The following is a 25,874-nucleotide window of genomic DNA, read 5'->3' as shown; positions in this document are numbered from 1 at the left end:
CTCATTCCTTCTGCAAATCCTTGAGTCTGGCCGTGAGATTTTCCTTGGGAAAGCGTTTGTGCAATGTCGCCATCAGGTCAGCGGCCGCTTGAGCCTGACCAGCCTTTTGCAAGCGGATCACCTCCCTTAATTGATCGTCGATAAACTTTGCCGGAGCTATCACCGAGCGTTTGCTGACCTTCGCTTCGTCAGCCATTTCAGCGTTGATCGATTCGCTCTGCGCTGGGGCAGCAAGATCGGCCATTGGCGCCGCAGGCGCGGGGGCGGACATGGCGCCGGCCGGGGCAGCCATGGAGCGCGCAACCGATGACGGTGCTTCTTTTTTGGCGACCGGTGCAGACGCTTTGGGCGCAGGCGCGAAGTCGTAACTCGGCGGTTGTTCCTCTGTGCGTTGCACCAGTGCAAGCATCAGGGCCACGCCGACGAGGCTGGCAAATGCGACCTGCCAACGGGGTTTTTGGCAGGCCTGGACCCAGCGTTTCCATAGGCCTGGTTTCTGCACCGGGACTTCGCGCTGTGCGGCAGCCAGGAGGAACGCGTCGAGATGGGCCGGCGGTTCGCTGGTCGCGTGTTCACGATAGTGCTTCAACACTTCGTCTTCTGGCGTAGGACGGGCGTCAGTCATGTCAGTACCTCCTCGGCCAGCAGCCGACGCAGTTTTTGCTGGGCGTAACGCAAGCGGCTTTTGACGGTTTCCAGCGGTGTTTCGGTGAGGGTGGCGATCTGCGGCAGGTCGAGATCGCCGTGGGCGCGCAGCAGGAACACTTCGCGCTGGTCAGCGGGCAGGTTTTGCAGGGCCGCTTCGAGGCGCTGGCTGTCGCGGCTCAGGCTCAGCAGTTGTTCGGGATCAGCAGAATCATCGCTCAGCGCGTGGATCTGTTCGTCATAGCTGTCGTGCAAGGGGTTGTGAATTCCATGTTTGCGCCAGTGATCGATCAGGCGGTTGCGGGCGATCTGGTAAAGCCAGGTACGAAAATTCGCCCGGCCTTGTGGCTGACTGGTGCTGCGGATCAGGCTCAGCCAGGTTTCCTGATAAACCTCTTCGGCCAGCTCGGACTTGCCGCTCAGGCCGAGCAGGAATCGGTAGAGCCCTTGGCGGTGACGGGCATACAAAATCTCGAAAGCCGGCCCGTCGCCCGAGCGATAACGTGCCAGCAGCGATTCGTCGCTCGATTCAGGCGCTGACATTTCAGTTGTTGCCTCCTTTAAGCGGCTCACTATTCGATGCGGTCGTGGTTCGCAGACTTTGCGCCAATTCCACCAATTGCACGAACTCTGCACGCAGACCGAATCGATCTTCACCCCGCGCACCGCGCGCCAACGCCTCGGTGTCCTTCAGGCTGAAATCACCGGTATACCGGCCGTCCTTGAGCTGCTGGGAAAATGCCGCCACGGCCGCCGCAAATCGCAGGTCTTCACTGGCTGGCGCAGCACTGTCAGTGATCGGCCGCTCGATCAAGCGACTGTTCCCACCTTCCGGCAACTGATAACGCACACGCAGCATTGCCATTTCACCAGTCTTTTCAGAAACAACAGCCCCGGAATTGCCATACCGCAACGGCTCCAACCAGCCCTTCTCACCTTTGGGCACGATTTCGTACAACGCCGTGACCGTATGTCCTGCACCGATTTCACCCGCGTCGACCTTGTCGTTGCTGAAATCCTCACGCTTCAACGCCCGATTCTCATACCCCAACAGCCGATATTCGCTGACTTGCGCCGGATTGAACTCGACTTGCAACTTCACGTTCTTCGCCACCACCGCGAGGGTCGAGCCGAGCTGATCCACCAGCACCTTGCGCGCTTCGCGCAGGTTGTCGATGTAGGCATAGTTACCATCGCCGGCGTCGGCCAGTTGCTCCATCAGGTGTTCATTGTAGTTATCCACACCAAAACCCAGGGTAGTCAGGGAAACGCCAGTCTTGCGTTTATCCACAGCCATTTGCTTGAGGCTGTCGAAGTCGCTGATGCCGACGTTGAAGTCCCCGTCCGTGGCCAGCAGGATGCGGTTGATGCCTTTGGGGATGAACGCTTGCTGCGCCATTTGATAGGCCAGTTCGATGCCCGATGCTCCGGCAGTCGAACCGCCAGCGGTCAGTTGATCGATGGCTGTACGAATCTTCGCCTTTTCCCGTCCGGAAGTCGGCTCCAGTACCACACGCGAATCGCCCGCGTAGACCACCAGCGACACCCGATCCTGCTCACGCAACTGATCGACCAGCAGTTTCAGGGTGCTTTTGACCAGCGGCAAACCCTCGCGACGGTCCATCGACCCGGACACGTCCACCAGAAACACCAGATTCGCCGGGGCCAGTTCCGCGACGGCGCGGTCCGAAGCCTTGATGCCGATGCGCAGCAATCGGGTATGCGGGTTCCACGGTGACGGTGCCAGTTCAGTGGTCACGCCGAACGGCGAGCCATCCGTGGGCAATGCGTAATCGTAGGGAAAGTAATTGACCATTTCCTCCAGGCGCACCGCGCCTTCGGGCGGTAGGCGACCCTGATTCAGCAAGCGCCGGACGTTGGCGTAGGCGCCCGTGTCGACGTCGGCGCTGAAGGTCGAGACGGGGGCCTCGGCCACGCTGTGAATCGGGTTATCCGCCAGCGCTTGATATTGCTCGCGCTGCTCATCCCGATAACCGGGCGCAGAGGCTTCAGACATCGGGGCATAGCCCGCCATCGGCGCCGGACGCACACTGCGCTTGGCCATCGAGGCGTCCGCCATGACCGCCTCGCTTTGCACCAACGCCTCAGTCTTCAAAGCACCCTGAGCCGGTGGCGACACCGAGGAGGAGTCAGGTGTGGACGAAACACCGCAACCGGCAATGGCCAGCAACAACCCGGCGGCGAAACCCTGGGCGGCCGGGCGAAGGAAATGCAGAGGGAGGGACATGGGGGCTGACCTCAGGAGGAAATTGATCCATTCATCCTCTGAGACGGACAGCCCGTTCGGTTCGGGTTAAGCCGAAGCGAAAAAATCTTCAGCGGTGATAACGCCGCACCACGCTGCTGTTTTTCAGCACATGGCCTTTGATCTTTTCCATCAGCTCGGCGCGGGTCAGGCCGGCGGGCAAAGCGTCCGGGGCCAGGTCCAGGGCATAGAGCTGGATGATGTAGTGGTGCGAGCTGTCGCCAACGGGCGGGCAAGGTCCGATGTAGGTGGTGGTGCCTTTGCTGTTGCTGCCACCCACGCCTTCCAGGGCGGATTTGGCACCGACGCCGGCCGGGATCTGGCGAGTCGTGGACTTGATGCCGTAGTGAATCCAGTGATCGACGCCCAGGCCTTTCTGGCCGTCCGGGTCGTGCATGACGATGGCGTAGCTGAGAGTGCCTTGAGGGCCGGCATTCCAGCTCAGCGCCGGGGACTGGTTCTTGCCGCCACAACCGCTGGCATCGCTGGCCGCCGCCGAGGTGAACAGGCGGTTATCCGAAACACCGGGAATGTTGAGGGTGAAGCGCTCCTGGGCCTGCGCCGGAAATTGCACGCAAAGGGCGACTGCAACGGCCGCCAGCCAAGGGTTCAGAGAGATCAATCGGGTCATACCGGAACACCTTTTGCGGGTAGGGCCGTGGTCGGCGTGCAAACTATAGCCGGACCGTTTGTGCGTTGGCAGTGGGAATTGGCTGAACCTCGGGATAAGCGCCAGACTCTTAACAGAAACGCCCGCCAGGAGAGCGATCATGGCACTGCACCGCGTCGCCCGTTTCGCCGATGTGTCCGAAAACCGGGGCCTTGAGGTCCAGATCGCGGACACGAAAATTGTCCTGCTGCGGGTGGGCGATCATCTGCGCGCCTTTCAGGGCGAATGCCCCCATGCCGGGGCGCCGCTGGCCGAAGGCGCTTTGTGCCACGGACGTTTGATCTGCCCGTGGCACAAGGCGGCGTATCGGATCGAGGACGGTGCGCTGTGCGAACCGCCGTCCCTGGACAGTCTCAAGCGCTACCGGCTGGAGGTGCGCGATGACGAAGTCTGGGTCGACGATCAGCCAATGTCCGACGCTCATACCCCACCGGCGGACGACGAGCGAACGTTTGTGATCATCGGCGCCGGTGCCGCAGGCACGGCGTGCGCGGCAGCGTTGCGCGAAAAGGGCTTCGGTGGCCGGGTGCTGTTGATCGACCGTGAAACCGACGCCGGGTACGACCGCACGGTCTTGAGCAAATTCGTGATTGCCGGGGAGATGCCACCGGAAGAAGTCCCGCCGCTGCGTGATGAACACTTTTACCAAGAGCAGCGCATTGAGCGAATAAACGCTGAAGTGACGAGCCTGGACGCCGCGAACAACACGTTGCGCCTGGCTGATGGTCAATTGCTAAGCTACGACGCTGCCCTGCTCGCCACCGGTGGCACACCCAATCCGCTTACGCTGCCTGGCGCCGACCTGCCGCAAGTGTTCTTGCTGCGTTCGAAGGATCAGGCGCAGCGGATTCTGGACTCAGCAAAACCAGGCCAACGAGCGGTGATCATCGGCGACAGTTTCATCGCCATGGAATCCGCTTCCTCCCTGCGTCAATACGGCCTGGACGTCACCGTGCTGGCCCGCCACGCCGTGCCTTTTGCCAAACAGTTTGGCGACGCCGTCGGCAAGGCGATTCGTGCCCTGCACGAGGCCAATGGCGTGGTGTTTCATACGGATGGCAATGCAACGCACATCGAAGGAACGACCAAGGTTGAAGCGGTACGCCTGGACAACGGTCAACGTCTACCGGCGGATCTGGTGTTGGTCGGCATTGGCGTCAGTCCGGCAACCGGCGCGTTTACCGGCCTTCCTCTGGAAAAAGACCTGTCGCTGAAGGTCGACGGCGGGATGCGCGTGACCGATGGGCTTTGGGCCGCCGGCGATATCGCGACCTTCCCGCTCAACGGCCAGCCCCAACGGATCGAACATTGGCGCCTGGCACAACAACAGGCACGGATCGCTGCGATGAACATGCTCGGCGGCGACGAGCATTACCTCGACGTGCCCTATTTCTGGACCTGGCACTTCGGTAAAAACTACGACTACCTTGGCCGCGCCGCGACCTGGGATGAGGTCGAGTTCAAAGGCGATCCTGACCATCCACCCTTTATCGGCCTGTTCGGCAAGGAGGGATTGGTGGTCGCCGCGGTGGCTTGCGATGAAGAGCGTGCGATAGCGATGCTCGCCGAACGGATGAAACAGCCGTTGTCGGTGGATGAGGCGTGGCGGCTGATTCGGGACTTGAATTAACGGGATGAGGGAGTCCTTCGGCCTCCAGCGGGAGCAAGCTCCCTCGCCACAAGCCAGACAGCAAAACGCCCGGCGTCTGCGTCGCGCAGAGGCCGGGCGTCGGTGTGTAACCCTCGGTTTTACTGGACCTCGCCAGCACCGCCGAACTTGCTCATGAGAAACCCTACAAACTCTTCAACAGTCATTTTCTGGCCGTTGAATTCCACCTGATTGTTGGCGTAGTGCAGTTTGGTGACGATGTTGTTGCCGTCCAGTTTTGCCAACTGCGCACCGACCGCCATGCCGCCGAACATGTCGGCGGTGGCGGTGGCCTGATCGGCGATGAGCTTGGCGTCGGTCTGACCGTCGATTTGCGACTGCACGCTCAGCAGGTCAACGAGCATTGGCTTGGACACTTTCACGTTGACGTCCAGCAGCGCGATCAGTTGTTGGGTCAACTGGTCCGGCGACAGGTCCATCGATTGTGGTTTGGTCAGGTCGAGCACCAGGTTGGCGCGGCTTTCGCCATTGGCGGTGTTGAACGACAGATTCTCCAGGGCGACCTGCGGGCCGGCGGCCAGCAGTTTCTCCAGGCCGGTTTTGACCTGTACCTCTTCGGCCGGGGTCAAAACCAGTTGTGGAGCCGGCAGACCGGCGGCGGCAGCTTCAGCAGCAGCCCTCTCGTACGGCTGCAGTTTGGTCTGGTAAATCTGCATCAGCGACATCGTCGCCGGGATGTCGAGGTTCTTCAGGCTCATGGCCATCTGCGCCGAACCCACCGTCTTGCCGTTCAAGGACACTTCGCCAACCTTGTAATCGGCGCGCCCCGAGGCGCTGGTGCCCGATTCCTCGGTCTGATTCTTCATCTCGAATTTCTTGACACCCAACACCGACTGCTTGGCGCCGAAGGTGGTTTTGCTGTCGGTCAGCTCGACGGTGTTCTCGCCGGTGTAGTAGCCGTAGGTGCTTTTTGCCAGGTTGCTGGCCAGGGTCAGGCCGTTCAGTTCCACCTTCACCGGCGTTTGATCTTCAGCCACCGTGACCAGGGTCAGGCTGTCCATGTAGCCGTTGGCCTTGACCTTTTGCGCTTGAGCGCTGGCATCGACATCGAGGTTCAGCCCGGAAAACTTCAGGCTGGACTTGTCGTCCAGCGCCATGTCCAGCGGCAACAATTGGAGCGTGCCATTGGTGGAATTGTCGTAGCCGATGTTGACCACGCCTGTGAGCGGCGATTTGTCTTTGGCAGCGGCGAACCACTGCTCGGTGATCGGCGTCTTTTCCAGCTCGTAGTGACTGGTGGCCAGGACCGGCAGCCACTTCAGCGACACCAGGCGCGAGAACGGTAGCGGACCGTGTTCGATGTGATCGACAAACAGCAGTTCGATCGGCGCTTCACCGAACATTTCACCCTCGCCTTTCAGACGATAGTGCGCGGTGCTGCTGAAGACGTTGCGTTCCAGCGATACCAGTTCCAGCGACGCCGTGCCGTTGGAACCGACCAGCGCGGTTTGCAGTTCTTTGTTGGCATCGGCGATCGAGGTGTTCAGCACGCCTTCGAGTTTGCTGCCGGTGTACCAGGCACCGCCGGCGCTGATGGCACCGATGGCGACAACAATTCCAAGAAGCACGCCTGCTGATTTATTCATGAATTACCCGATCGATGTCCGTTGTTGAAAATGTGGTCGTCTTCCCTGAACCCATGACGGGTTACGGTCACGACTGCGCTGAAATTGGAATGGAGGTTAGCATCAGGCGCACCGGGCGACCCAATGATTAAAGGTTAAAGAGTGTCTATGGACCGCGCATGGGGGTTGAGAGTTTCTGCGGTCATGAGATCGCCTTCGCGAGCAGGCTCGCTCCCACAGGGTTTGTGATCGACACATAACCCATGTGGGAGCGAGCCTGCTCGCGAAGGCGTCAGACCTGACAACACAGTCTCAAGAATATTGGACTTCAATCTCATCCAATTGATGATCAAAGCTTTTCAGCCGTGCGGTCCACGTATACACCAGCACTTCAAAATCCCGATTGATCACCGCCCCGCCCGTCACTTCCGCGCGCGGGTCGCAGTAGTCCAGTTGATAGCGTTCGCGGGCCATGGCGGTGGCGACATTGGACAGTTCGCGAGCGTTGTTGAGCCAGTGCCGGCCGTCTTCGGCGATTTGCCTGTCCAGCTCCAGACATTGCTTCTTGAGCACTTCGAGGCTTTTTTCCAGTGGCGTGCCGGTGAGTTCACCCATGACTTCCTGGAACGTACGCCCCGGTTGCCAGTAGCTGCCCCAGAAATACCGGTCAAACACCGTTTCGACGCGACGCAAAGCCACCTTGGTGTCCCAGATCAGCACCAGGGTTTTGCCTCGTTCGCACTGTCTTTTTTTGACGCGCTGACCCTGGACTGACGCCACCGCCACCATCACGATCGCCATCACGGCAATCAGCGCAGCAGCGCTATCGAGGAACACCAGCGCCTTGTCGATCTGATGGGCCAGCATGATGCCGTAGAAATACGTGGCCGACAGCAAGACCAATGCCGTAATAGCGCACCAGAAGCCGGGAGCATAAGGGTTTTTCATTATTGGAATCCCCATGACCAACGCGAGCCTTGATTGATGAGCCCGACGCGCGACCTCATCAAATCAAAGCATAGCAACGGCCTCAGGGTTTGCCGGGTTGTGACGGTTGCGTTCGTCCGCTTTCCCAGCCGCCGCCCAATGCCAGGAACAAATCGATCTGGCTCATGGCAACCTGCGTGCTGGCGGAAGCCAGTTGCGCCCGCACGTCGGTGTAGGTGCGGGTCGCTTGCAAGTCCGCCAGAAACGATGCGCGGCCCGCCTGGAAGAAGCGGTGGGTCTGGTCTGCGGCCAATTGCGCCGATTGCTCGGCGTCGGCCAACGCATCGCGGCGTTGCAGCAACGCGGAGTACTGGGCCAGGCCAGTTTGGGTTTCGCGGATGGCGTTGAGCACCACGCCATCGAAATGTGCCAGCGCGCCTTGGGTCGTTGCTTCGGCCTCGCGGATTCGCGCCCGGGAGCCATTGGACGGCACGGTCCAGGTCAGCAACGGTCCGAAGCCCCAGCGATTGGTCGCCGGTTTGCCGAGGTTTTCCAGGATGCCGACGGTACCGACGGTCGCGCCGATGCTGATGTCCGGGTACAACTCGCCCGTGGCGATGCCGATGCCGGCGGTCGCGGCAGCCAGTCGTCGCTCGGCCTGCCGCACATCGGGACGGCGCTTGAGCAACGTCGCGCCGTCACCGACCGGCAACAATTGGGCAATTTTCGGCAGTTCGGCGCAGCTATCGGTGCCGGCCGGCAGTTGATCCAGCGGTTTGGCCAGCAGCATCGACAAGCGGAACAACCCGGCCTGACGCGCCGCCTCATAACGCGGCATGTCGGCGCGCAGGGATTTGAATTGGGTTTGCGAGCGGGTCACCTGGGTTTCATCACCGCGCCCGGCGTCACGCAAGCGCTGGATCAGCGTGGTGCTCTGGGCTTGCAAGTCGAGGGAGTGCTGGGCGATTTCCTGCTCTTCGTTGGCGGCGCAAACTTGGGTGTAGGCCCGAACCACGTCGGCCACCAGAGTGATTCGCGCAGTATCGGCCGCGGCTTGCGTCGCATCGGCATTGGCCTTGGCCGCCTCGATGCCGCGCTGCAAAGTGCCGAACAAATCGAACTGATACGAGGTGGTAATGCCAATGTCGCCGACGTTGGCCACCGGCACTTTCTCCGGCAGCAGGAACGCTTCGCCAGACTCCTGCAAACGCTGGGCGCCCATCTTCACCCCGCCGCTCCAGCCACCTGCCGCTTGAGCTTCATCGACCTGCGCGCGCGCTCGGGACAGGTTCGCCGCCGCCACGCGTAAATCAGTGTTAGAGGCCATCGCCTGCTGGACCAATTGATCGAGGCGCGGATCCTGATACAAGCGCCACCAATCGCTGGGCACCGGTGCCGAGACGACATTTTTGCCGCTCACCGCCAAGTCGCCCTGCAAGTCTTCACGGTGTACGGCGGCCTCGTCCGGCAAGTGATAATCCGGCCCGACCACCTGACAGGCCGACAGCAACAGGCCTAATCCGGCGATAGCCAAACCCGGGGCCCTGCTCATTTCGCCGGCTCCTGGGCTTGATCATCAATGATCGACACCGTGGCGGTACGCCCGGCGATCATGCGGAAATCCGCCGGCACATCATCGAAGGCGATCCGCACCGGAATCCGCTGGGCCAGCCGCACCCAACTGAACGCCGGATTGACGTTGGGCAGCAGGTTGCTACCGCTGCTGCGGTCGCGGTCTTCGATGCCGGCGACGATGCTTTCCACATGCCCACGCAGGCGACCGCGGTCGCCGATCACCCGAATATCGACGCTCTGGCCGACATGAATGCCGTCCAGTTTGGTTTCTTCAAAATAACCGTCGATGTGGAATGAATGGCTGTCCACCACCGACAACACCGGACGCCCGGCGGTGACGAATTCCTGATTGCGCGGTGCGCGGTCGTTGACGTAGCCGTCCACCGGGCTGCGGATGGTCGAGCGGTCGAGGTTGAGCTGGGCGCTGTCCACCGCCACCTGGGCCTCCATCAACGCCACTTCGGCGCGGGCCACCCGGGACTGGCTCTCTTCCAGCTGCTCGCCCGGCACCAGATTGCCGAGGCCACGGTTACGCTTGGCTTCGCGTTGCGCCTGCGCCAGGGTTTCCTGACGGTCGGCGACCGCCGCCTTGGCCTGACGCAGGGCCAGTTTGAAACGGTCCTGATCAATGCTGAACAGCACCTGGCCACGTTTCACCAGTTGGTTATCACGCACGTCGACCCGCTGGATCAGCCCGGACACGTCCGGCGCGATCTGCACGATGTCGGCGCGAATATGGCCGTCGCGGGTCCAGGGCGCGAACATGTAATACATCACCATGCGCCAGACCACGACAACGGCGAAGGTCACGATCAGCAGGGTCAGGACCACGCGACCGATGGTCAAAAAAGGTTTTTTCATGTCATCAGGTATCGACTGAGTGAGTCCACGGCGCCGAGCAGCACAGCGTAGAGAGCCACGTTAAACAATGCCCGGTGCCAGACCAGACGATAAAAGTGCAGGCGCGTGAGCAACCCGTGCACCAGCAGGTAAAACACATACGTTATGCCCATGAGCACCAGCAGCGTGGGCAGGAACACCCCGCTGATATCCAGATCACCGATCATAAAGGCGCTCCATCGATGCCATGGGGAAGCGGTTCTTCGAGCTCGCCGGCGCCGACGAATTCCACCCCTGGCAGCAGCGACAGACGCAGGCCACTCAAGGCATGCAGCAGATGCAGACGCGCACCTTCATCGCACTCCGTGCTGAGGGCACGGCGGGTGCGGTCCAGGGTCATCAGCAACGGACTTGGTGCCGGCAAACGTTCGCCAGCCTTGAGGCAGGCTTTGAAATACTCGCCGACCTCGGCCACCACTTGATGGAGCAGCGCTTGCGGTACACCGAGGACTCGCGGCGTATAGGCGAGCAAATCCAGCAGGTTCAGCGCCACGCGTACTTCACGCAGCGCGATGCCGGTGTCCTGACCGGTCATGGCCAGACGCGGCAAATGCTGCATCAGGCGATCGAGGACCTGCACACCTAACTGCCGATGCTCTGCCAGCGAGGCCGGCTCGGTGAGGCTGACAATGTCGCGCCAACTGAAACGGGTCAGGCGCTTGGCCGCCAGTTCCGCGCCAAACGGCCGGGCAATCAGCGTCCAGACGAAGGCGAACAGCAAACCGACGGGGCCGGCCAGGTTGGAGTTGGCGAAGCTAAGGAAATCCGCGTCGTAAGCACCCTGAATACTGATGAATGACGAGGTGTTGACCAGCGTCAGCAGCATGCCCAGGTAAAACTGCGGCTTGACCGTCAGGGTGCCGATGCAAATGAACGGCACGGCGAACGCCAACACCAGCATCGGAAAGTCATGCAGGTTGGGCAGCACCAAAAACAGATAAAGACTGGCAAATAGCACCGACATCGCCGTCCAGAAAAAGAACCGGTAAATCTGCGGCGCCGGGTCGTCCATCGAGGCAAAGAAGCTGCACGCCACCGCCGCCAGAATCACTGCAGCACCACCGTCGGTCCAGCCGAGCAGAATCCATAGCACCGAAGCGACGATGATCGCGGTCACCGTCGACGCCGCCGAATAGAGCATCAGCCCACGGTCGAGAAACGGCGACAACCGACCCAGCCGCCAGTGCCGATACACCGCCCGCCAACTGTCCTGGCTTTCGCACTGGATGGCGTATTGCAGGCTGCGGCAGTCCTGCCACACATCGATCCACTCGCCGAGGCGATACAGAGCGTTGGAGACCAGCAGCTGCTTGCGATCGTCCAGCGCTTCGGCGGACGGTTGCAGCGCTTCGAGTTGATCTTTCAGCGCTTGCCAGCGGACGAGATCGGCGTCTTTGTGGCCGAGCCATTCGGTGGTTGCGGTCAGCAACGGCGCGAACTTATCCACAAGCTCGGGCGTGCGTCGTTCAAGGGCATAAAGCGCGTCGTCGAGGGCGTCGATCACTGGCAGCAGATGAATCATGCGGCCGCGCAGTTCCTTGGTATTGCGTACGGTTTGCGGCCGCGCGCCTTCGTGGGGCAACTGACCGATCATCAACTCCAGTGTGTTGAAGGTCGCGACCATCGAGGAGCGCAGCGCGCTGACTTCGTCCGGCTGCACATTGCGACGGAGGAAACGCAGGCTGTAAGTCGAGGCATCGGCAAACCATTTGTTGACCGAATCGTTGAACACCGGCGCCAACCGTCGTGGCCAGAACATCGCGCCGACCACCGCCGCCACGGCGATGCCGAGGAAGATTTCTTCCGTCCGCGCTTCGGCCACGTCCCACACCCCTAACGGGTTATCCACCACCGGCAGCGCGATCAGCGGCAAGGTGTAACCGGCGAGCATCAGGGCGTAACTATTGGCCGTGCGCAGGTGCAGCGACAGAAACAGCAGAATCCCGGTCCACAGCGCGATGACCACCACCAGCACATAAGGGCTCTGGACAAACATCGGGACGAAAAAAACCGCGGCGGCGGCACCGAGAAGGGTGCCGACCGCGCGGTACAACGCCTTGGAACTGGTAGGGCCGACAAACGGACTGGAAACGATGTAGACCGTGGCCATCGCCCAATAAGGACGGGGCATTTGCATAAGCATGGCGATGTACAACGCGATCATCGACGCCGCGAACGTTCGCACACCGTAGAACCAGTCCCGCGCCGGGGGCATGCCGGTAAAAAATCCGCTCAAGGGTGGATCACCGGCAGGTGATTGGCCGATTCAAAAGCCCTCAGCACCCGCAATGCCGCTTCCAGATCACTCTGATCGATCCCTTCGAGCACTTCATGGCGCAAGCGCACCAGCTCGACTTCGACGGCTTGCACCAACTCACGACCGGTCTCGGTCAGGCTCAGGCATTTGGCGCGACGGTCACGGGCGTCTTCGGTACGGCAGACGTAGCCGGCATGACACAGCTGATCCAGCAGGCGCACCAGCGACGGGCTCTCCATCCCGGCCGCCTGCGCCACCGTCACCTGCCGCACACCCTCGCCCAAACGCCCGATCATCAACAACGGAACGGCGCAGGCTTCGGAGATTCCATAGTTGACCAGCGTGGTCTGGCAGATTTTGCGCCAATGCCTGGCGGCCACCACCATGGAGCTGCTGATGTTCATCTGGAGAGCGTTGAGGTTCTTCGGCACGAGGGGAAATACACACTGTTAGTTTGCTAACTATCAATATGGCATTTGAGGGGAAAGTTGGTCAAGTTTTGAAACAATTTGGCTGCCATCCGTCGTGAGGCGGTTACCTAAATGAACGCCGGTACTGAAGACGTATATACTTCGTCAGTATTCGAATCGAGGATATGAAAATGTCTAAACAAGCTGTTTTCACGATGAAACTTGAACCAGAGCTGCGAGAAGAGTTCATGGCCGAAGCTGAAGCCTCTCATCGCCCCGCATCGCAAATCGTCAGGGAAATGATGCGTCAGTTCGTTCAAACACAACGAGAGTCGCGCGAGTACGAAGCGTTCTTGCAACGCAAAGTCGACAATGCACGTATTTCCATGCGAGCTGGTGAAGGCTTGACCAATGAGGAAGTTGAAGCACAATTCGCCGCCAGGCGTGCGCAGGTAACCAAGAAAGGATGAAAATAATCTGGACGCCCGCAGCCGCACAGGATCGTGCAGACATCTGGGATTACCTGCATTCCGTCAACGCGATAGCCGCCCTCGAAATGGACAACCGCTTCATTGATGCGATATCTCGTATTTCTCAGTTTCCTGAAAGCGGCCCTGTCGGAATCATTACAGGCACTCGCGAGTTGATTCCCCATCAAAGTTATCGTGTGGTTTATCAGCCAGAATCGGATGCAATCTGGATACTTGCCCTAGTCCATACATCCCGACAGTGGCCACCAAACAGTTGACTTTCAGGCCCCTCGCCCCTTCCGCAACAGCACATCCAACTGATCCACCACCTCCGCCCAATCTGCATCATCCAGAATCTCCTCCCGCAATAACTGCGCTTGGCCCTCGCTCCAGAAAAATGCATCGGCCAGATGCAATTCGGGTTTGAGCGGTGAATGGGTGGCGATGAATTTGTCGATGCTTTCGGCGTCATCAGGCAGGCCGAGTTGTTTGAACAGGTTGGGGAGGCTGTGGGTTGGGGATTCCATATCGGGCTCCTTTTTCATGGCAAATGATTGGGTGACTGCTGCGCAGTCAATCGCGAGCAGGCTCGCTCCCACATGGAATCGCGCTCAACTGTGGGAGCGAGCCTGCTCGCGATGGCGATGTAACTGACGCCGCAAAACTACTGACTCAACTCGCGCACTTCAGCATGCGGCACCATTTTCAGGTACTCCGGCACGCTCATGTGCACCAGGTTGTTGTGGTTACCCGCCTCCAGGTAGATGTCTTTTTGCCGGGTCAGCAGTGGGTCGATGACCATGTCCATGCCATAGGATTCGCCCAACGCAGGCACCGCGCCGCGTTCGCAATCCTGGAACAGATGCGCCAGGGTGCTTTCCCGAGTGACCTGCCATTCGCCGCTGCTGCGGATTTTGCTCAGGTCCAGGTGACGACTCGCGGGCAGCACGGCCATCAGGTAATGACCATGGTGATCGTCGAGGATCACCGATTTGGCCACCCGTTCGGCAGGAATGCCCGCAACCCGCGCGGTTTCAAGGCTGCTGGCCGAGTGTGGATGGGTGACGACGTCAAATTCGCAGTGAGCCTTTTCAAGGCTGCTCTGCACAGTTTTTGCCATACGCATGATGCACCTCGGTGTCCGCAACAACATTCGGGCGGACGATAGTTAAACCTTTTCTCTCCCTTGAAAGTCTAGGCCCGCTGGCGCAAACCGGCGGGAAATCTGCCCGTCGGCCAACGTCGACAACTGATCAAAATTCGTACAATTAAGCACTCAGCTAGACTGTATACAGAACCCCCAATGATTGGCCGGAGGGTCACGTGAACATTCGTTGCTGTGCAGTTGCGCTGCTGTTGGCCCTGAGCGGATCGGTATTCGCGGCGGACACCGTCGTCCTGCTGGCGCCCAACCCTATCGGGATCTGGCTGATCACGTTCGGCATCGCGTTTTTGATCGCCGAGGCGGCCTTGCCCAATTACGGCGTGATCGGTTTGGGCGGCATTGTGATGTTCGTGATCGGCGCGGTGATCATGACCAACACCGAGGTGCCTGTTCCGTTGATGATCGGCCTGGGACTGATCAGTGCACTGCTGCTGATTTTCCTGCTGATCCACGCCCTGAAAACCCGACCGCGCGAAAACGTCAGTGGCGATGCAGGGCTGGTGGGTAGCGTGGCCCCGGTGATGTCTCTGGCCGGCAATGCCTACAACGGTTGGGTGCACCTGCAAGGTGAAAAGTGGCAAGTACTCAGCGCCACGCCGCTGCAACCCGGGCAAAAGGTCCGGGTGGTGGCACGCAAGGGATTGCTGCTGGAAGTGGCCGCGGCTGACGCGGCGCCGAGTGGAGAATAGTTATGGGCCTGCAACTGGGTTTTGCCGCGCTGCTGTTATTGCTGATTGCACTGGCGGGGTCGACCTTCCGCATCCTGCGCGAATACGAGCGCGGCGTGGTGTTCCAGCTCGGGCGCTTCTGGCAGGTCAAGGGCCCCGGCCTGATCCTGCTGATTCCGGTGGTCCAGCAAATGGTTCGCGTCGACTTGCGCACCGTCGTCCTCGACGTGCCGGCACAAGACGTGATCACCCGCGACAACGTCTCGGTCAAGGTCAACGCGGTGTTGTATTTCCGCGTCCTCGATCCACAGAAAGCGATTATTCAGGTTGAAGACTTTCTCATGGCCACCAGCCAATTGGCCCAGACCACGTTGCGCGCGGTGCTCGGTAAACATGAGCTCGATGAACTGCTGGCCGAGCGTGAGCGGTTGAACATCGACATCCAGCAAGTACTCGACGCCCAGACCGACGCCTGGGGCATCAAGGTCGCCAACGTCGAGATCAAGCACGTGGACCTCAACGAATCGATGGTCCGCGCCATCGCCAAACAGGCCGAAGCCGAGCGGGAACGCCGGGCCAAGGTCATTCACGCCGAAGGTGAATTGCAGGCTTCGGAAAAACTCATGCAGGCTGCCGAGATGCTTGGGCGTCAGCCAGGGGCGATGCAGTTGCGGTACATGCAGACGTTGAGCTCGATTGCCGGGGACAAGACGTCGACCATTGTCTTTCCGCTGCCGATCGAATTGCTCAAGGGGATGGCGGATTTGTCGTCCAAAGAGTGACCTTTCTTACAGACACCAACGTCCGGTAACTCCATCGGAGATTTCCTTCAAGTTGTAGCGGTGTTGGTGAACTTGTTCCGGTCCGAACCCGGGTCTAGTCTGGCTTTGTCACTGAAAAAGCGGTGACACGGACGTGCAAGTCCGGGTAAAACGTTGACCAATTTCGCGTAGGCATTCGTCGAGCACTTTGTGCTCGCTGTATTCGCTTTATGGCGGCTTTGTGCGGGAGACCTTCGGGTCTGCCGAGGCTTGTTGGTCTGGCGTTTACTCGGTCTTGCACCCCGCACATAGCTGCCACCCTACTTCGCGTGCAAGCGAACCGGGTCAGTGCCTTTTAAATAATGAGGTCAGACCATGTTCAAACCAACGCCGAATCCTCCAGAGAACTCTGGAACCGATTCCCAAGATCCACTCGAAGCCGAAAAACTCAAAGAAGCCGCCGAACGCGCCTTCGCCCACTACTTCCCCCCGACCACCGAAAAGCCGCCCAGGCACCGCAAAGGCAACCTCTTCACCGTCGCCCCCGAAGTCAACACCGAAACCCTACTGGCCAACGCCTCCGAAGACCTGCTGTCCATCAGCGCCATCGCTGCCAATCTGGCAGACGATGTGGACGGGACACGGCGCTCGGTAGCCCTGGCGCTCAGCCGCATGGCCGATGGCGTGCAATTGCTCGTAGAGCGGGCGCTGGATCATTGGGAGGAGTCGGAGATCATGCAGGCTCGGGTCAAGGTTTAGCCGGACAGGTTTGTGGTGAATTGACCACCGCCATCGCGAGCAGGCTCGCTCCCACATTGGATCTCGGTCGTACACAGAAGCTGTGTTCACTGAAGATCAACTGTGGGAGCGAGCCTGCTCGCGATGGCGTCAGTGCTGTTGATACATGACTTGGCAACTAGCGCTTCATAAGGCTTTCGCGCCTCAATGCAACACGAACAAGCGCGCGTTGGCGCCTCCCGCTTGGGTTTCGCCAACACGCTGCCAACCTTCGGGCAACGGCGCGAACTCGTCCGGCACATCGACAGTGCCGACCAACCACACCCGGCCAGTGCCTGTTGGCAAAGTGGCGAGGCTGTCGAGGTAAGTATCCTGGGCAACCAGCGTGCCAAAACCATAGGCATTCGGCCGACTCGAGGCGCCATTTGGCAACGGCGGGGTGTACAACAGCGGTTTGGCGTCGGTGCGGTTGTAATAGACATAACTGAGATACCAGAGCATGTCGCTGGTGACGATCCGGTCACGCTGAGGCTGCGGATCGAAAAAACACCATCGCCGAACCACCCGACCCAGCCATGCAGCAGCAGGAAATACAGCGGCGGGTGCACGTCATGGGCCGCGTGTACCCAGATTCCGGCCAATGAATATTGGCTCAGCAGCAGGCTGGACCCTTCGTCGCCCCAGATGGCCGCGCCTCCATTGCCTCCCCTCGAGACTGCCGGTGAAAAAACCTGGAGCAGGCAATCACTGTAGGACAGCCGTAGCGCCGTCGTCGATGCTGGCTTTACGACCCACGACATGGCAGCCATGCGCATCAACTACGCTCTGGCGTGGCGTGATTCAGCGGTCAAACCGGATTATTGGTAACGGCGTTTGCCGCCGGATACACCGACTCCCATCCACCACCCAACGCCTTGTACAACCCCACCATCGCCAGCGAAACCCCGGTCGAGCTCTCGACCCATTGCTGCTGAGTCGCCAACAATTCGCCTTGCACCGTCAGCACGTTAACGAAATCCACCACCCCTTCAACGTATTGCTGTTGCGCGGTACGCAGGGCGATCTGGTTTTGGCGCACCGCTTCGGCGAGGCTGTCGCGACGCAATTGGCTGGCGTTGTAGGCGGTCAGTTGATCGTCGATTTCATGCCAGGCGCGCAGTACGGTTTGCTGGTAGGCGATAGCGGCTTCCTGTTGTTGCGCTTCTCGCAAGTTCAGCACACCGCGCAGGCGACCACCGTCGAATAACGGCAGGCTGAATTGCGGGCCGATGCCGAACGAGCGTGAGCCCCACGAACCGAAATCAGCCAGCTGCATGGCTTGGGACCCGACATTGCCTGACAGCGTGATGCGCGGATAGAAATCGCCCCTGGCGACGCCGATGCTTGCGGTGGCGGCATGCAGGCGGGCTTCGGCCCGGCGGATGTCCGGGCGGCGTTCAGCCAGTTGCGACGGCAAGCCGATGGCGACCTGACGCGGAGTTTGTGGCACAGGGGCATCAGTGGATAACTCGGCCGATAGCGCTTGGGGCGGCTCGCCCATCAGCAAGCTCAGCGCGTTGATCAGTTGCGACTGACGCTGCTCCAGCGCTGGCAGGCGCGATTCGATGGCCGCGACTTGCGCGGCGGCTTCGGCGACATCCAGATCGGTGGCGACACCGTCGGCCAAGCGCAGTTGCGAGAGTTTCAAACTGTGGCGGGCGACATCGAGGTTCTGTTCGGTAACCGCTCGCGTATTTTGTGCGCCACGCAGCTGAATGTAGTCCTGCGCAACTTCGGCGAGCACTGACAACAGCACACCGCGGCGGTCGTTTTCTGCCACTTCAAGAGTGGCATCGGCCGCTTCGGTTTCGCGACGCACACGGCCCCAGAAATCCAATTCCCAAGAGGCCGAAAAGCCTGCGTCCCACAGGTTGAACGCTGAGTCGCCATTGTTGCCCGACGGATCGTTCAAGCCTTCGCCGCTATTGCGTCTGCGCCCGTAGCTGCCAGTGGCGGCGGTATTGGGATAGCGGTCGGCAGTGGTTACCTGACGCACAGCGCGGCTTTGCTGCAAGCGGCTGCTGGCGAGTTTCAGGTCGAGGTTATCGGTCAGGGCGCGTTGGGTCAGGGCCGAGAGTTTCGGGTCGTGGAACACCTCCCACCAGCGTTCGTCCATGGTCTGGGCGACGGCTTGGCTGTCGGCAGCCTTGACCGGTTTTGACCATTCGGTGACTTGCTGAGGATGGGGTTTGTGGAAGTCCGGGCCGACGGTGCAGGCTGAAAGGCTTATCGCGAGCAAGGCACAAAGGGTGAGTCGAGGCAAAAGGCCTCTTCGCGAGCAGGCTCGCTCCCACAGGGGATATCCTTTTGTGCAGAGATTGTGTGCATTGCATAGACCCACTGTGGGAGCGAGCCTGCTCGCGAAGACGTCAGCCCGGTCAACAAAGATCTTCATCGCTGAGTAACCTCACGCGATGTGGCGCTAGCCGTATCAACACTCGCCTCCACCGACATCCCCACCCGCAACCGCTCAACCAACGGTTGACCCGGCGCCAGAACAATTTTCACCGGAATCCGCTGCACCACCTTGGTGAAGTTGCCGGTGGCGTTGCCTGGTTTGATCGAGGCGAACGTCACGCCAGTGGCCGGTGCGATGCTTTCGACGCGACCGCTCAACACCTCACCGCCGAGACTGTCGACGCGAACCTGCACGTCCTGCCCCGGTTGCACATCAGTCAGTTGAGTCTCCTGAAAATTGGCAACCACATAAGCCTGTGCCAGCGGCACCACCGCCAGCATCTTGCTGCCCGGCGTGACATAGGCACCGACACGCACCGCGCGCTCGCCGACCATGCCGTCCTGCGGCGCGACGATGCGCGTGTAAGACAACTCATAACTGGCTATTTCCAGCGCCGCTTGCGCCCGTTTCAGTTCGCCTTCGGCCGCGTCACGCTGGGCCGTGAGGATATCAACCTGCTTGCGTTCCGCCGCCAGCACCGCCGTGACGTTGGCCAGTCGAGCGGTGGCTTGATCGATGCGTGTACGTGCTTGCTGAGCATTTTGCACGGTACCAGCACCGACTCCGGCGAGGTGGTTGTATCGGTTCAACTCATGCTCGGCGAACGCCATTTCAGCCTTGGCCGACACGACCGTTGCCTGTGCCTGAGCGATCACCGAACTCTGACGTTCAAGGGTCGCCCGCGCATGTTGCAGTTGTGCCCTGGCCACCAGGGTTTCGGCGTCCGCAGCTTGAGCGGCGGCGCGTAAATCGCGGTCATCGATCAACGCCAGCAACTGCCCGGCCTTGACCTGCTGGTTGTCTTCCACCAGCACTTCCTTGATAAACCCGGCAACGCGCGGTACCACCAGCGTGAAGTCCGCCGAGATGAAGGCGTCGTTGGTGGTCTGCTGCGTACGCTTGCCAAACAGGCCTGGTACCAGCAGATAGACCAGCACGCCCACCGCTAACGCTGCGGCAACGCCGACAGCCACTTTTTGCTTTGCATGAGTCGTCATAAAAACCTTCTGTTTCAGTGAAGCATTCAAGTTGGCGCACGCGGCGGATAGGTCCGCGTCGGCAGCCAGAAAATCAGCAGGATCAGCGCAAGGGCGATACCGGTCATGCACAGATAAAGATCCGATGCCGTCAGCACCACGGCCTGCTCATGCAGCCGGTGGGCAAGGCCTGCGCTGTCGCTGTCGACCAGAGGTGAATTGCCGAGGCTGTCCACCAGCATCGTCGAGTGAAAATGCAGCCTTGAAGTGGTCAGCGCTTCCAGCACGCCGGTGGCGATCACGGCCGCCAGGCCTTTCACGGTGTTGAACCAGGCTGAAGCAAACGGCCCTTCCATTGGGCTGATACTGCCGGTGGCGAGCATCAACAGCGGCAGCACTGCCATGGGTTGACCGAAGATTTGCAGCAGTTGCAGCACGTAGAAGTCGTCGCGAATCCACACCGACGTCAGCTGCGACCCACCGATGCACGACAACGCCAGCATGCTCAGGCCGATGCCCAGCACCCAGCGGCAATCGACCCAGCGCAGGTTGCACAACGCTGCCACCAACGGCAGCGCGATCAACTGTGGCAGCGCCGCCAACAGCATGATCGGCGCGGTCTGAACCGGGCGATAACCCTGCACCTGCGCCAGGTAGTTGGACGGAATAATGATCACTGCCAGCAGCACGACCAGGACGCCGGCCAGGGTCAGCAGGGCGAACGACAGGTTGCGGATGCCGAGCATCTGCATCTTGAAAAACGGGATCGGCTGCGACCACTCGTTGATCAAAAACAGCACCAGCAGTAACAACCCACCACCAAGCAGTCCGCAGATCAGATTCGACTCGAACCAGTCCAGCCGATTGCCCTGCAGGATGCCGATCACCAGCATGCAGATGGCCGGAAAACCCAACAGCAAGCCGCGCCAGTTGAATTGCTTGAAGCGCTCAAGGCGCAGTGGGTCCTGGGGCAAGCCGTAGGCCACCGCCGCCATGGCGATCAGGCACGGCACGATGATTTGCCAGAAGGTCCATTGCCAGCCGACGTATTCGGTCCACAACCCGGCCAGCGGGGTGCCGAGGCCGGGGCCGAAGGTTGCCGTCAACGCATAACCGGCCAGACCGTAGAGCTTCACGTCGGCCGGTAAGAAACGCAGCGCGACGGTCATCAACATCGGTGGCAACGCGCCGCCGGCCAGGCCCTGAAAGGTGCGCATGACCAACAGGCTTTCGTAACTGGGGGCGAACGGGCAGAGCACACCCAACAGGGTGAACACACTGATGGCGCAAAGAGTGAAACGCCGCAACGAGAATGTCACCGCGCACCACGGCGCGAAGGCCATGGCCGCTACCGAGGTCGCGGTGTAGCTGGCGACCAGCCAGGTGCCTTCGTCATAGCCGATGGCCAGCGCGCCGCGAATGTCGGCCAGGGCAACTTTGGTCACCATCTCGTTCAGGCCCGACGCCAGCACCGCCAGCAAAACGCCCACCAGACCGATGATGATCCGGGGACCGAAGACCGGTGGTGTTACAACGGGCGCCGGGTTGGCCGCGGCGAGAGGTGCCGTGACCATGAGGGAAGTCATGTACTGCGAGCTCCGGGATTTGAATACCGAAGCATTTTAGGGAGCGCGGGGCTTGACGAAAATTGACTTATCGGCAGGTTATAAGTGCGCCCCATGCAGCAATACAGAACCCTGTGGGAGCGAGCCTGCTCGCGATAGCGTTGGATCAGTCAGCATAAATGTTGAATGTTATGGCCCTATCGCGAGCAGGCTCACTCCCACAGGGGGACAGCGTTCAACTTCAGGTGGGCTGTGCGGCCAGCCATGTCTCGTCGCAACAGGCTTTCAGGGTTTCGCGCAGCCAGCGATGGGCCGGGTCTTTGTCGAAACGCGGGTGCCAGGCCTGGGTCAGCATCAGGGTGGGCAAGGGAATCGGCAGCGTGAATGAGCGCAGCTTCAATCCCAAGCGCCGGACGCTCAACAGCGCCTCCTTGGGCACCGGCAAAATCAGGTCGGAATCAGGCAAGGCGAACATCGCCGCATGGAAACTCGGCGCAATCACCGCCACCCGCCGCTCCAGCCCCAAGGCATTGAGCGCTGTATCGATGGGGCCACGGGCGATGCCACGACGGGACATGCTGATATGAGAAAAACCGGCGTAGCGTTCGGCGGTGATCTCTTCGTCGAACAGCGGATGGTCCTCGCGAACCAGGCCCACAAAGTGCGTGGAGAACAGATTCTGAATCTTCACTTCCGGGGTCAGCGGCCGGGTATTGCTAATGCTCAGGTCGATGCGCCCTTCGCGCAGCGCTTCATCATCGCCATCGCCTTCAGGCACAAAGCGCAGTTCGCAATGCGGGGCCTGACGATCAAGGGTGTCGAACAACTTGCCGCCGTATACACCAACGAAAAAGTCATTGGCGCGGATGCTGAAACGCCGCCGTAACGAACCCAGCTCCACCTCATCAGCGGAACGGAACAGCAGCGCGGCTTGCTCTACCACATTCCGCACTTGCTCGCGCAACGCCAGTGCCTTGGGTGTGGGCACCAGACCACGGCCGGCGCGCACCAGAATCGGATCGCCGATGGCTTCGCGTATCCGCGTCAGGGTCCGGCTCATGGCCGCCGGGCTGAGGTTCATCCGCCGCGCCGCGCCCACCACACTGCCCTCGTCAAGCAAGGCGTCGAGGGCGACCAACAGGTTCATGTCCGGGAGTTGCATGCTGAGCACTCGTGTCTGATCTGGATTGATCCAGACGCAATGCTAGCAAACATCTCCCGGCTGATGTGTTGGCTGGCCTGGCCCCATCGCGAGCAGGCTCACTCCCACTGGGTTCTGTGTCGAATACAAAATCTGTATCCGCTCAAGATCCACTGTGGGAGCGAGCCTGCTCGCGATGGGGTCGAACCAGACACCGCAGAACTTAGCGCTGCATCCCCCAACGCTTCACCGTCACCCGCTCCAGTGTGTTGAACACCAGGTTCTCCACCAGCAAACCGATCAGGATCACCACCGCCAACCCGGCAAACACCTTGTCGGTGTACAGCTCATTGCGGTTCTGGAAGATGTACCAACCCAGTCCACCCTTGCCACTGGTAGCGCCGAACACCAATTCAGCCGCGATCAGCGTGCGCCAGGCAAAGGCCCAACCGATTTTCAGCCCGGCGAGAATCGACGGCAGCGCTGCCGGGATCAGAATGAACAACACAAAACGCATGCCCTTGAGGCCATAGTTTCGTCCCGCCATGCGCAGGGTTTCCGAGACACCGAGAAACCCGGCATAGGTGTTCAAGGCCAAGGCCCAAAGCACCGAATGCACCAGCACGAAAATCAAACTGTTCTGCCCCAGCCCGAACCACAACAGCGCCAACGGCAACAGCGCAATCGCCGGCAGCGGGTTGAACATCGAGGTCAACGTGCTCAATAGATCGCGACCAAACTGCGTCGACACGGCCAGGGTGGTCAGGGCAAACGCCAGAACGATGCCGATCAAGTAACCCTTGAGTAAAACCACCAGCGAAATCCACACCTTGCCCAGCAACTCGCCGCTGAGCAGACCGTCATACAGGGCACTGGCGGTTTGCACAAAACTCGGCAGCAACAGGTCGTTGTTCTGAACACGGGCGACCACCTCCCACAGCACCGCGAGCAAAATCAGGATCAGGCTTTTACGCAACCAGCTCTGTTGCCAGAGACGCTGGCCAAGCGGTAATTCACGCTCCAGCGGCACGCTCGTGAGCGGCTGCAGGACGGTTTCGAATGCTTCACGTGCAGATGATAAATGGCTCATCGGGCACTCCTCTCAATGGCTCAATAAGCGATGCGAATGTCGGCGAAATCCAGCTCACGCTCGGGTTCCGCGGACGGTCCTTCATTGAATAACAACCGATGAATCCGTCGCGCCGATTCCTGGAACGCCACCCCACCCAGGCTGTGCAAATCGTATTGATGGCTGTGGACTTCGGCCCGTACGCGACCCGGATGCGGCGACAGCAGCAAGATGCGATTACCCACCACCAGCGCCTCTTCGATGGAGTGCGTGACGAACAGCAGCGTGAAACGCACCTCTTCCCAGAGCAGCAGCAACTCTTCCTGCATCTTGCGGCGAGTCAGTGCGTCGAGCGCGGCGAAGGGTTCGTCCATCAAGAGGATTTTCGGCTGCATCGCCAATGCCCGAGCGATCGCCACACGCGCCTTCATGCCGCCGGACAAGGTGTGCGGATAAGCATCGGCAAACGCTGCCAGGCCGACTTTTTCCAGGTAGTGCAGCGCTCGTTCTTCAGCCTCGCGGCGCTTGAGGGTTTTTGAGGCGAGCAGTGGAAACATCACATTCTGTTTGACGGTTTTCCACGGCGGCAGCTGATCGAACTCCTGGAACACCACGATCCTGTCGGGCCCCGGCGCGTTGACGGTTCGCCCTTGCAGGCGAATCTCGCCCTCGCAAGGCTGGATGAATCCGGCAACCGCCTTGAGCAAGGTCGACTTGCCGCAACCGGACGGACCGAGCAGTACAAAGCGGTCCGCCGGATCGATTTCAAAACTGACTTGGTGGGTCGCTCGAACCACGCGCTGCGGCGTGCGGTATTCGAGGCTGACATTGTCGACCGACAGCAGCGCCTGGGCTGCCGTGATCGGATTGCTGACCGTGTGGCCTTGCAAAGGGGCGTTCATCTCGATCAGCTCCCTTGCAGTGGTTTGGCGTCCTGGAAGAAGTAGTCCTTCCACGAATCCGGTTTGTTTTTGATCGCGCCGACGCGATAGAGAAACTCGGCCAGCGGGTAGGTATTTTTCGGCGTGATGCTGAACTCGAACTGCGGGTTGTCGATGATTTTCAGCAACGCCGCGCGGTCGATTTTCGCTTTGGTGACGCGGATGTAAGTGTCGGCCGCTGCGCCTTTATCGTTCTGGGCAAACTGCGCCGCCTCGGTCAGGGCTTCGATAAAGGCCTTATAGGTTTTCGGGTTCTCGTCGCGGAATTTCTCGGTCGCGAACAGCACGGTCGGCGAGTTCGGGCCGAGTACGTCATAGGAATTGAGCACGACGTGGACGTTAGGGTTTGCCAGCGCCTGATCCTGGAACGGCGGGTTGGAGAAATGCCCGGTCAACTCGGTCCCACCGGCAATCAACGCCGCTGTAGCGTCGGGGTGCGGAACGGCGATGGTGTATTTGTCGAGGCGATTGAATTCCTTGTCGCCCCACTGCTTGGCGGCGGCGTATTGCAGCAGGCGCGATTGCACCGACACGCCAACCGCCGGCACCGCGATGCGGTCCTTCTCGGTGAAGTCGGCGATGGTTTTGACCTTGGGATTATTGCTCACCAGGTAGTACGGGAAGTTGCCGAGGGAGGCGACAGCTTTGACGTTCTGCTTGCCGTGGGTGCGGTCCCAGATCGTCAGCAGAGGGCCGACGCCGGCGCCGGCAATATCGATCGAACCGGAGAGCAACGCATCGTTGACCGCCGCGCCACCGGAGAGTTGAGTCCAGTCGACCTTGATGTCGATGCCTTCCTGCTTGCCGTACTTCTCGATCAGGTTCTGATCGCGCACCACGTTGAGCAACAGGTAAACGATGCCGAACTGTTCGGCGATGCGGATTTCACCTTCGGCGTGGGCCACGGTCGGCGCTACCAGGCTGCCGGCAATCAGGCTGAAACCCAGGCCGATGGCCGCGGCCAGCGGTACAAATGAAAGACGTTTGGACATGAGGCT

The 25,874-nt window shown here is 60.4% G+C and carries 26 protein-coding genes and 1 pseudogene; 6 read left to right on the top strand and 21 right to left on the bottom strand.

Annotation, left to right across the window (positions count from 1 at the left end):
* Nucleotide 1: 1 nt before the first annotated feature.
* The 4 genes from FQ185_RS05415 to FQ185_RS05400 form a co-directional block, all read right to left on the bottom strand.
* Complete coding sequence (locus FQ185_RS05415; RefSeq protein WP_149416604.1) at nt 2-625, bottom strand: hypothetical protein; 624 nt, start codon at nt 623-625, stop codon at nt 2-4.
* Nucleotides 622-1,188, bottom strand: a complete 567-nt coding sequence (locus FQ185_RS05410) for an RNA polymerase sigma factor (protein WP_149416603.1) — start codon at nt 1,186-1,188, stop codon at nt 622-624. The genes FQ185_RS05415 and FQ185_RS05410 overlap by 4 nt, the downstream gene beginning before the upstream one ends.
* Before the next feature lies 1 nt (nt 1,189).
* A complete protein-coding gene (locus tag FQ185_RS05405) occupies nt 1,190-2,893 on the bottom strand; it encodes a VWA domain-containing protein (RefSeq protein ID WP_149416602.1) in 1,704 nt (567 codons plus the stop codon).
* 88 nt (nt 2,894-2,981) lie between these two features.
* The gene (locus FQ185_RS05400; RefSeq protein ID WP_149416601.1) at nt 2,982-3,542 is read right to left on the bottom strand and encodes a YbhB/YbcL family Raf kinase inhibitor-like protein; all 561 of its coding nucleotides are present in this window, start codon (nt 3,540-3,542) and stop codon (nt 2,982-2,984) included.
* A gap of 139 nt (nt 3,543-3,681) precedes the next feature.
* Between FQ185_RS05400 and FQ185_RS05395 the strand changes: the two genes are divergently transcribed.
* Nucleotides 3,682-5,211 (top strand): apoptosis inducing factor family protein, encoded by a 1,530-nt coding sequence (locus tag FQ185_RS05395; RefSeq protein WP_149416600.1) that lies wholly within the window; start codon nt 3,682-3,684, stop codon nt 5,209-5,211.
* A 119-nt stretch (nt 5,212-5,330) separates the two neighbouring features.
* Here the strand turns inward: FQ185_RS05395 and FQ185_RS05390 are convergent, their stop codons facing one another.
* From FQ185_RS05390 to FQ185_RS05360, 7 genes are all read right to left on the bottom strand, one after another.
* Nucleotides 5,331-6,836: a YdgA family protein gene (locus FQ185_RS05390; protein ID WP_149416599.1), complete on the bottom strand. Its 1,506-nt coding sequence runs from the start codon at nt 6,834-6,836 to the stop codon at nt 5,331-5,333.
* Nucleotides 6,837-7,127: 291 nt separating this feature from the next.
* A complete protein-coding gene (locus tag FQ185_RS05385; protein WP_149416598.1) occupies nt 7,128-7,763 on the bottom strand; it encodes an NADH:ubiquinone oxidoreductase subunit N in 636 nt (211 codons plus the stop codon).
* A gap of 82 nt (nt 7,764-7,845) precedes the next feature.
* Nucleotides 7,846-9,294, bottom strand: a complete 1,449-nt coding sequence (locus FQ185_RS05380; protein WP_149416597.1) for an efflux transporter outer membrane subunit — start codon at nt 9,292-9,294, stop codon at nt 7,846-7,848.
* A complete protein-coding gene (locus tag FQ185_RS05375) occupies nt 9,291-10,178 on the bottom strand; it encodes an HlyD family secretion protein (protein WP_149416596.1) in 888 nt (295 codons plus the stop codon). The genes FQ185_RS05380 and FQ185_RS05375 overlap by 4 nt, the downstream gene beginning before the upstream one ends.
* Nucleotides 10,175-10,384, bottom strand: coding sequence for a DUF1656 domain-containing protein (locus FQ185_RS05370; protein WP_149416595.1), 210 nt, complete (start codon nt 10,382-10,384; stop codon nt 10,175-10,177). The genes FQ185_RS05375 and FQ185_RS05370 overlap by 4 nt, the downstream gene beginning before the upstream one ends.
* Nucleotides 10,381-12,453, bottom strand: a complete 2,073-nt coding sequence (locus FQ185_RS05365; RefSeq protein ID WP_149416594.1) for an FUSC family protein — start codon at nt 12,451-12,453, stop codon at nt 10,381-10,383. Before FQ185_RS05365 ends, FQ185_RS05370 begins: the two co-directional genes overlap by 4 nt.
* The gene (locus FQ185_RS05360; RefSeq protein ID WP_149416593.1) at nt 12,450-12,878 is read right to left on the bottom strand and encodes a MarR family winged helix-turn-helix transcriptional regulator; all 429 of its coding nucleotides are present in this window, start codon (nt 12,876-12,878) and stop codon (nt 12,450-12,452) included. Before FQ185_RS05360 ends, FQ185_RS05365 begins: the two co-directional genes overlap by 4 nt.
* 197 nt (nt 12,879-13,075) lie before the next feature.
* Here FQ185_RS05360 and FQ185_RS05355 point away from each other — a divergent pair, with 197 nt between their 5' ends.
* The gene (locus FQ185_RS05355) at nt 13,076-13,354 is read left to right on the top strand and encodes an antitoxin of toxin-antitoxin stability system (protein WP_149416592.1); all 279 of its coding nucleotides are present in this window, start codon (nt 13,076-13,078) and stop codon (nt 13,352-13,354) included.
* A complete protein-coding gene (locus FQ185_RS05350; RefSeq protein WP_149416591.1) occupies nt 13,351-13,632 on the top strand; it encodes a type II toxin-antitoxin system RelE/ParE family toxin in 282 nt (93 codons plus the stop codon). The genes FQ185_RS05355 and FQ185_RS05350 overlap by 4 nt, the downstream gene beginning before the upstream one ends.
* Before the next feature lie 3 nt (nt 13,633-13,635).
* On the opposite strand, the gene FQ185_RS05345 is transcribed toward FQ185_RS05350, so the two are convergent.
* Nucleotides 13,636-13,881: a DUF2789 domain-containing protein gene (locus tag FQ185_RS05345; RefSeq protein ID WP_149416590.1), complete on the bottom strand. Its 246-nt coding sequence runs from the start codon at nt 13,879-13,881 to the stop codon at nt 13,636-13,638.
* Nucleotides 13,882-14,018: 137 nt separating this feature from the next.
* The gene (locus tag FQ185_RS05340; protein WP_149416589.1) at nt 14,019-14,480 is read right to left on the bottom strand and encodes an aminoacyl-tRNA deacylase; all 462 of its coding nucleotides are present in this window, start codon (nt 14,478-14,480) and stop codon (nt 14,019-14,021) included.
* Nucleotides 14,481-14,677: 197 nt separating this feature from the next.
* Between FQ185_RS05340 and FQ185_RS05335 the strand changes: the two genes are divergently transcribed.
* The 3 genes from FQ185_RS05335 to FQ185_RS05325 all read left to right on the top strand — a co-directional run bounded on the left by FQ185_RS05335 (nt 14,678) and on the right by FQ185_RS05325 (nt 16,707).
* Nucleotides 14,678-15,208: an NfeD family protein gene (locus tag FQ185_RS05335; protein WP_149416588.1), complete on the top strand. Its 531-nt coding sequence runs from the start codon at nt 14,678-14,680 to the stop codon at nt 15,206-15,208.
* Nucleotides 15,209-15,210: 2 nt separating this feature from the next.
* Complete coding sequence (locus FQ185_RS05330; RefSeq protein WP_149416587.1) at nt 15,211-15,969, top strand: slipin family protein; 759 nt, start codon at nt 15,211-15,213, stop codon at nt 15,967-15,969.
* 354 nt (nt 15,970-16,323) lie between these two features.
* Nucleotides 16,324-16,707, top strand: a complete 384-nt coding sequence (locus FQ185_RS05325) for a DUF6124 family protein (RefSeq protein ID WP_149416586.1) — start codon at nt 16,324-16,326, stop codon at nt 16,705-16,707.
* A 183-nt stretch (nt 16,708-16,890) separates the two neighbouring features.
* Here FQ185_RS05325 and FQ185_RS05320 read toward each other — a convergent pair.
* The 8 genes and pseudogenes from FQ185_RS05320 to FQ185_RS05285 all read right to left on the bottom strand — a co-directional run.
* Nucleotides 16,891-17,208: pseudogene (locus FQ185_RS05320) on the bottom strand (hypothetical protein); the annotation flags it as partial.
* 325 nt (nt 17,209-17,533) lie between these two features.
* Nucleotides 17,534-19,120: an efflux transporter outer membrane subunit gene (locus FQ185_RS05315; protein WP_149416585.1), complete on the bottom strand. Its 1,587-nt coding sequence runs from the start codon at nt 19,118-19,120 to the stop codon at nt 17,534-17,536.
* Nucleotides 19,117-20,181 (bottom strand): HlyD family secretion protein, encoded by a 1,065-nt coding sequence (locus FQ185_RS05310; protein WP_149416584.1) that lies wholly within the window; start codon nt 20,179-20,181, stop codon nt 19,117-19,119. Before FQ185_RS05310 ends, FQ185_RS05315 begins: the two co-directional genes overlap by 4 nt.
* Before the next feature lie 26 nt (nt 20,182-20,207).
* Nucleotides 20,208-21,746 carry an MFS transporter gene (locus tag FQ185_RS05305; protein ID WP_149416583.1) on the bottom strand — a complete coding sequence of 513 codons (1,539 nt, stop codon included), beginning with the start codon at nt 21,744-21,746 and terminating at the stop codon, nt 20,208-20,210.
* 220 nt (nt 21,747-21,966) lie between these two features.
* Complete coding sequence (locus FQ185_RS05300; RefSeq protein WP_149416582.1) at nt 21,967-22,887, bottom strand: LysR family transcriptional regulator; 921 nt, start codon at nt 22,885-22,887, stop codon at nt 21,967-21,969.
* Nucleotides 22,888-23,089: 202 nt separating this feature from the next.
* Nucleotides 23,090-23,956 (bottom strand): ABC transporter permease, encoded by an 867-nt coding sequence (locus FQ185_RS05295; RefSeq protein WP_149416581.1) that lies wholly within the window; start codon nt 23,954-23,956, stop codon nt 23,090-23,092.
* A 20-nt stretch (nt 23,957-23,976) separates the two neighbouring features.
* Nucleotides 23,977-24,837 carry an ABC transporter ATP-binding protein gene (locus tag FQ185_RS05290; protein ID WP_149416580.1) on the bottom strand — a complete coding sequence of 287 codons (861 nt, stop codon included), beginning with the start codon at nt 24,835-24,837 and terminating at the stop codon, nt 23,977-23,979.
* A gap of 5 nt (nt 24,838-24,842) precedes the next feature.
* A complete protein-coding gene (locus FQ185_RS05285) occupies nt 24,843-25,868 on the bottom strand; it encodes an ABC transporter substrate-binding protein (protein ID WP_149416579.1) in 1,026 nt (341 codons plus the stop codon).
* Between the last annotated feature and the right edge of the window lie 6 nt (nt 25,869-25,874).

Source organism: Pseudomonas sp. ANT_H12B (assembly GCF_008369325.1).
Lineage (GTDB): Bacteria > Pseudomonadota > Gammaproteobacteria > Pseudomonadales > Pseudomonadaceae > Aquipseudomonas.
The sequence above is the reverse complement of the archived record's forward strand: the minus strand, read 5'-3'. Positions and strand labels throughout refer to the sequence as shown.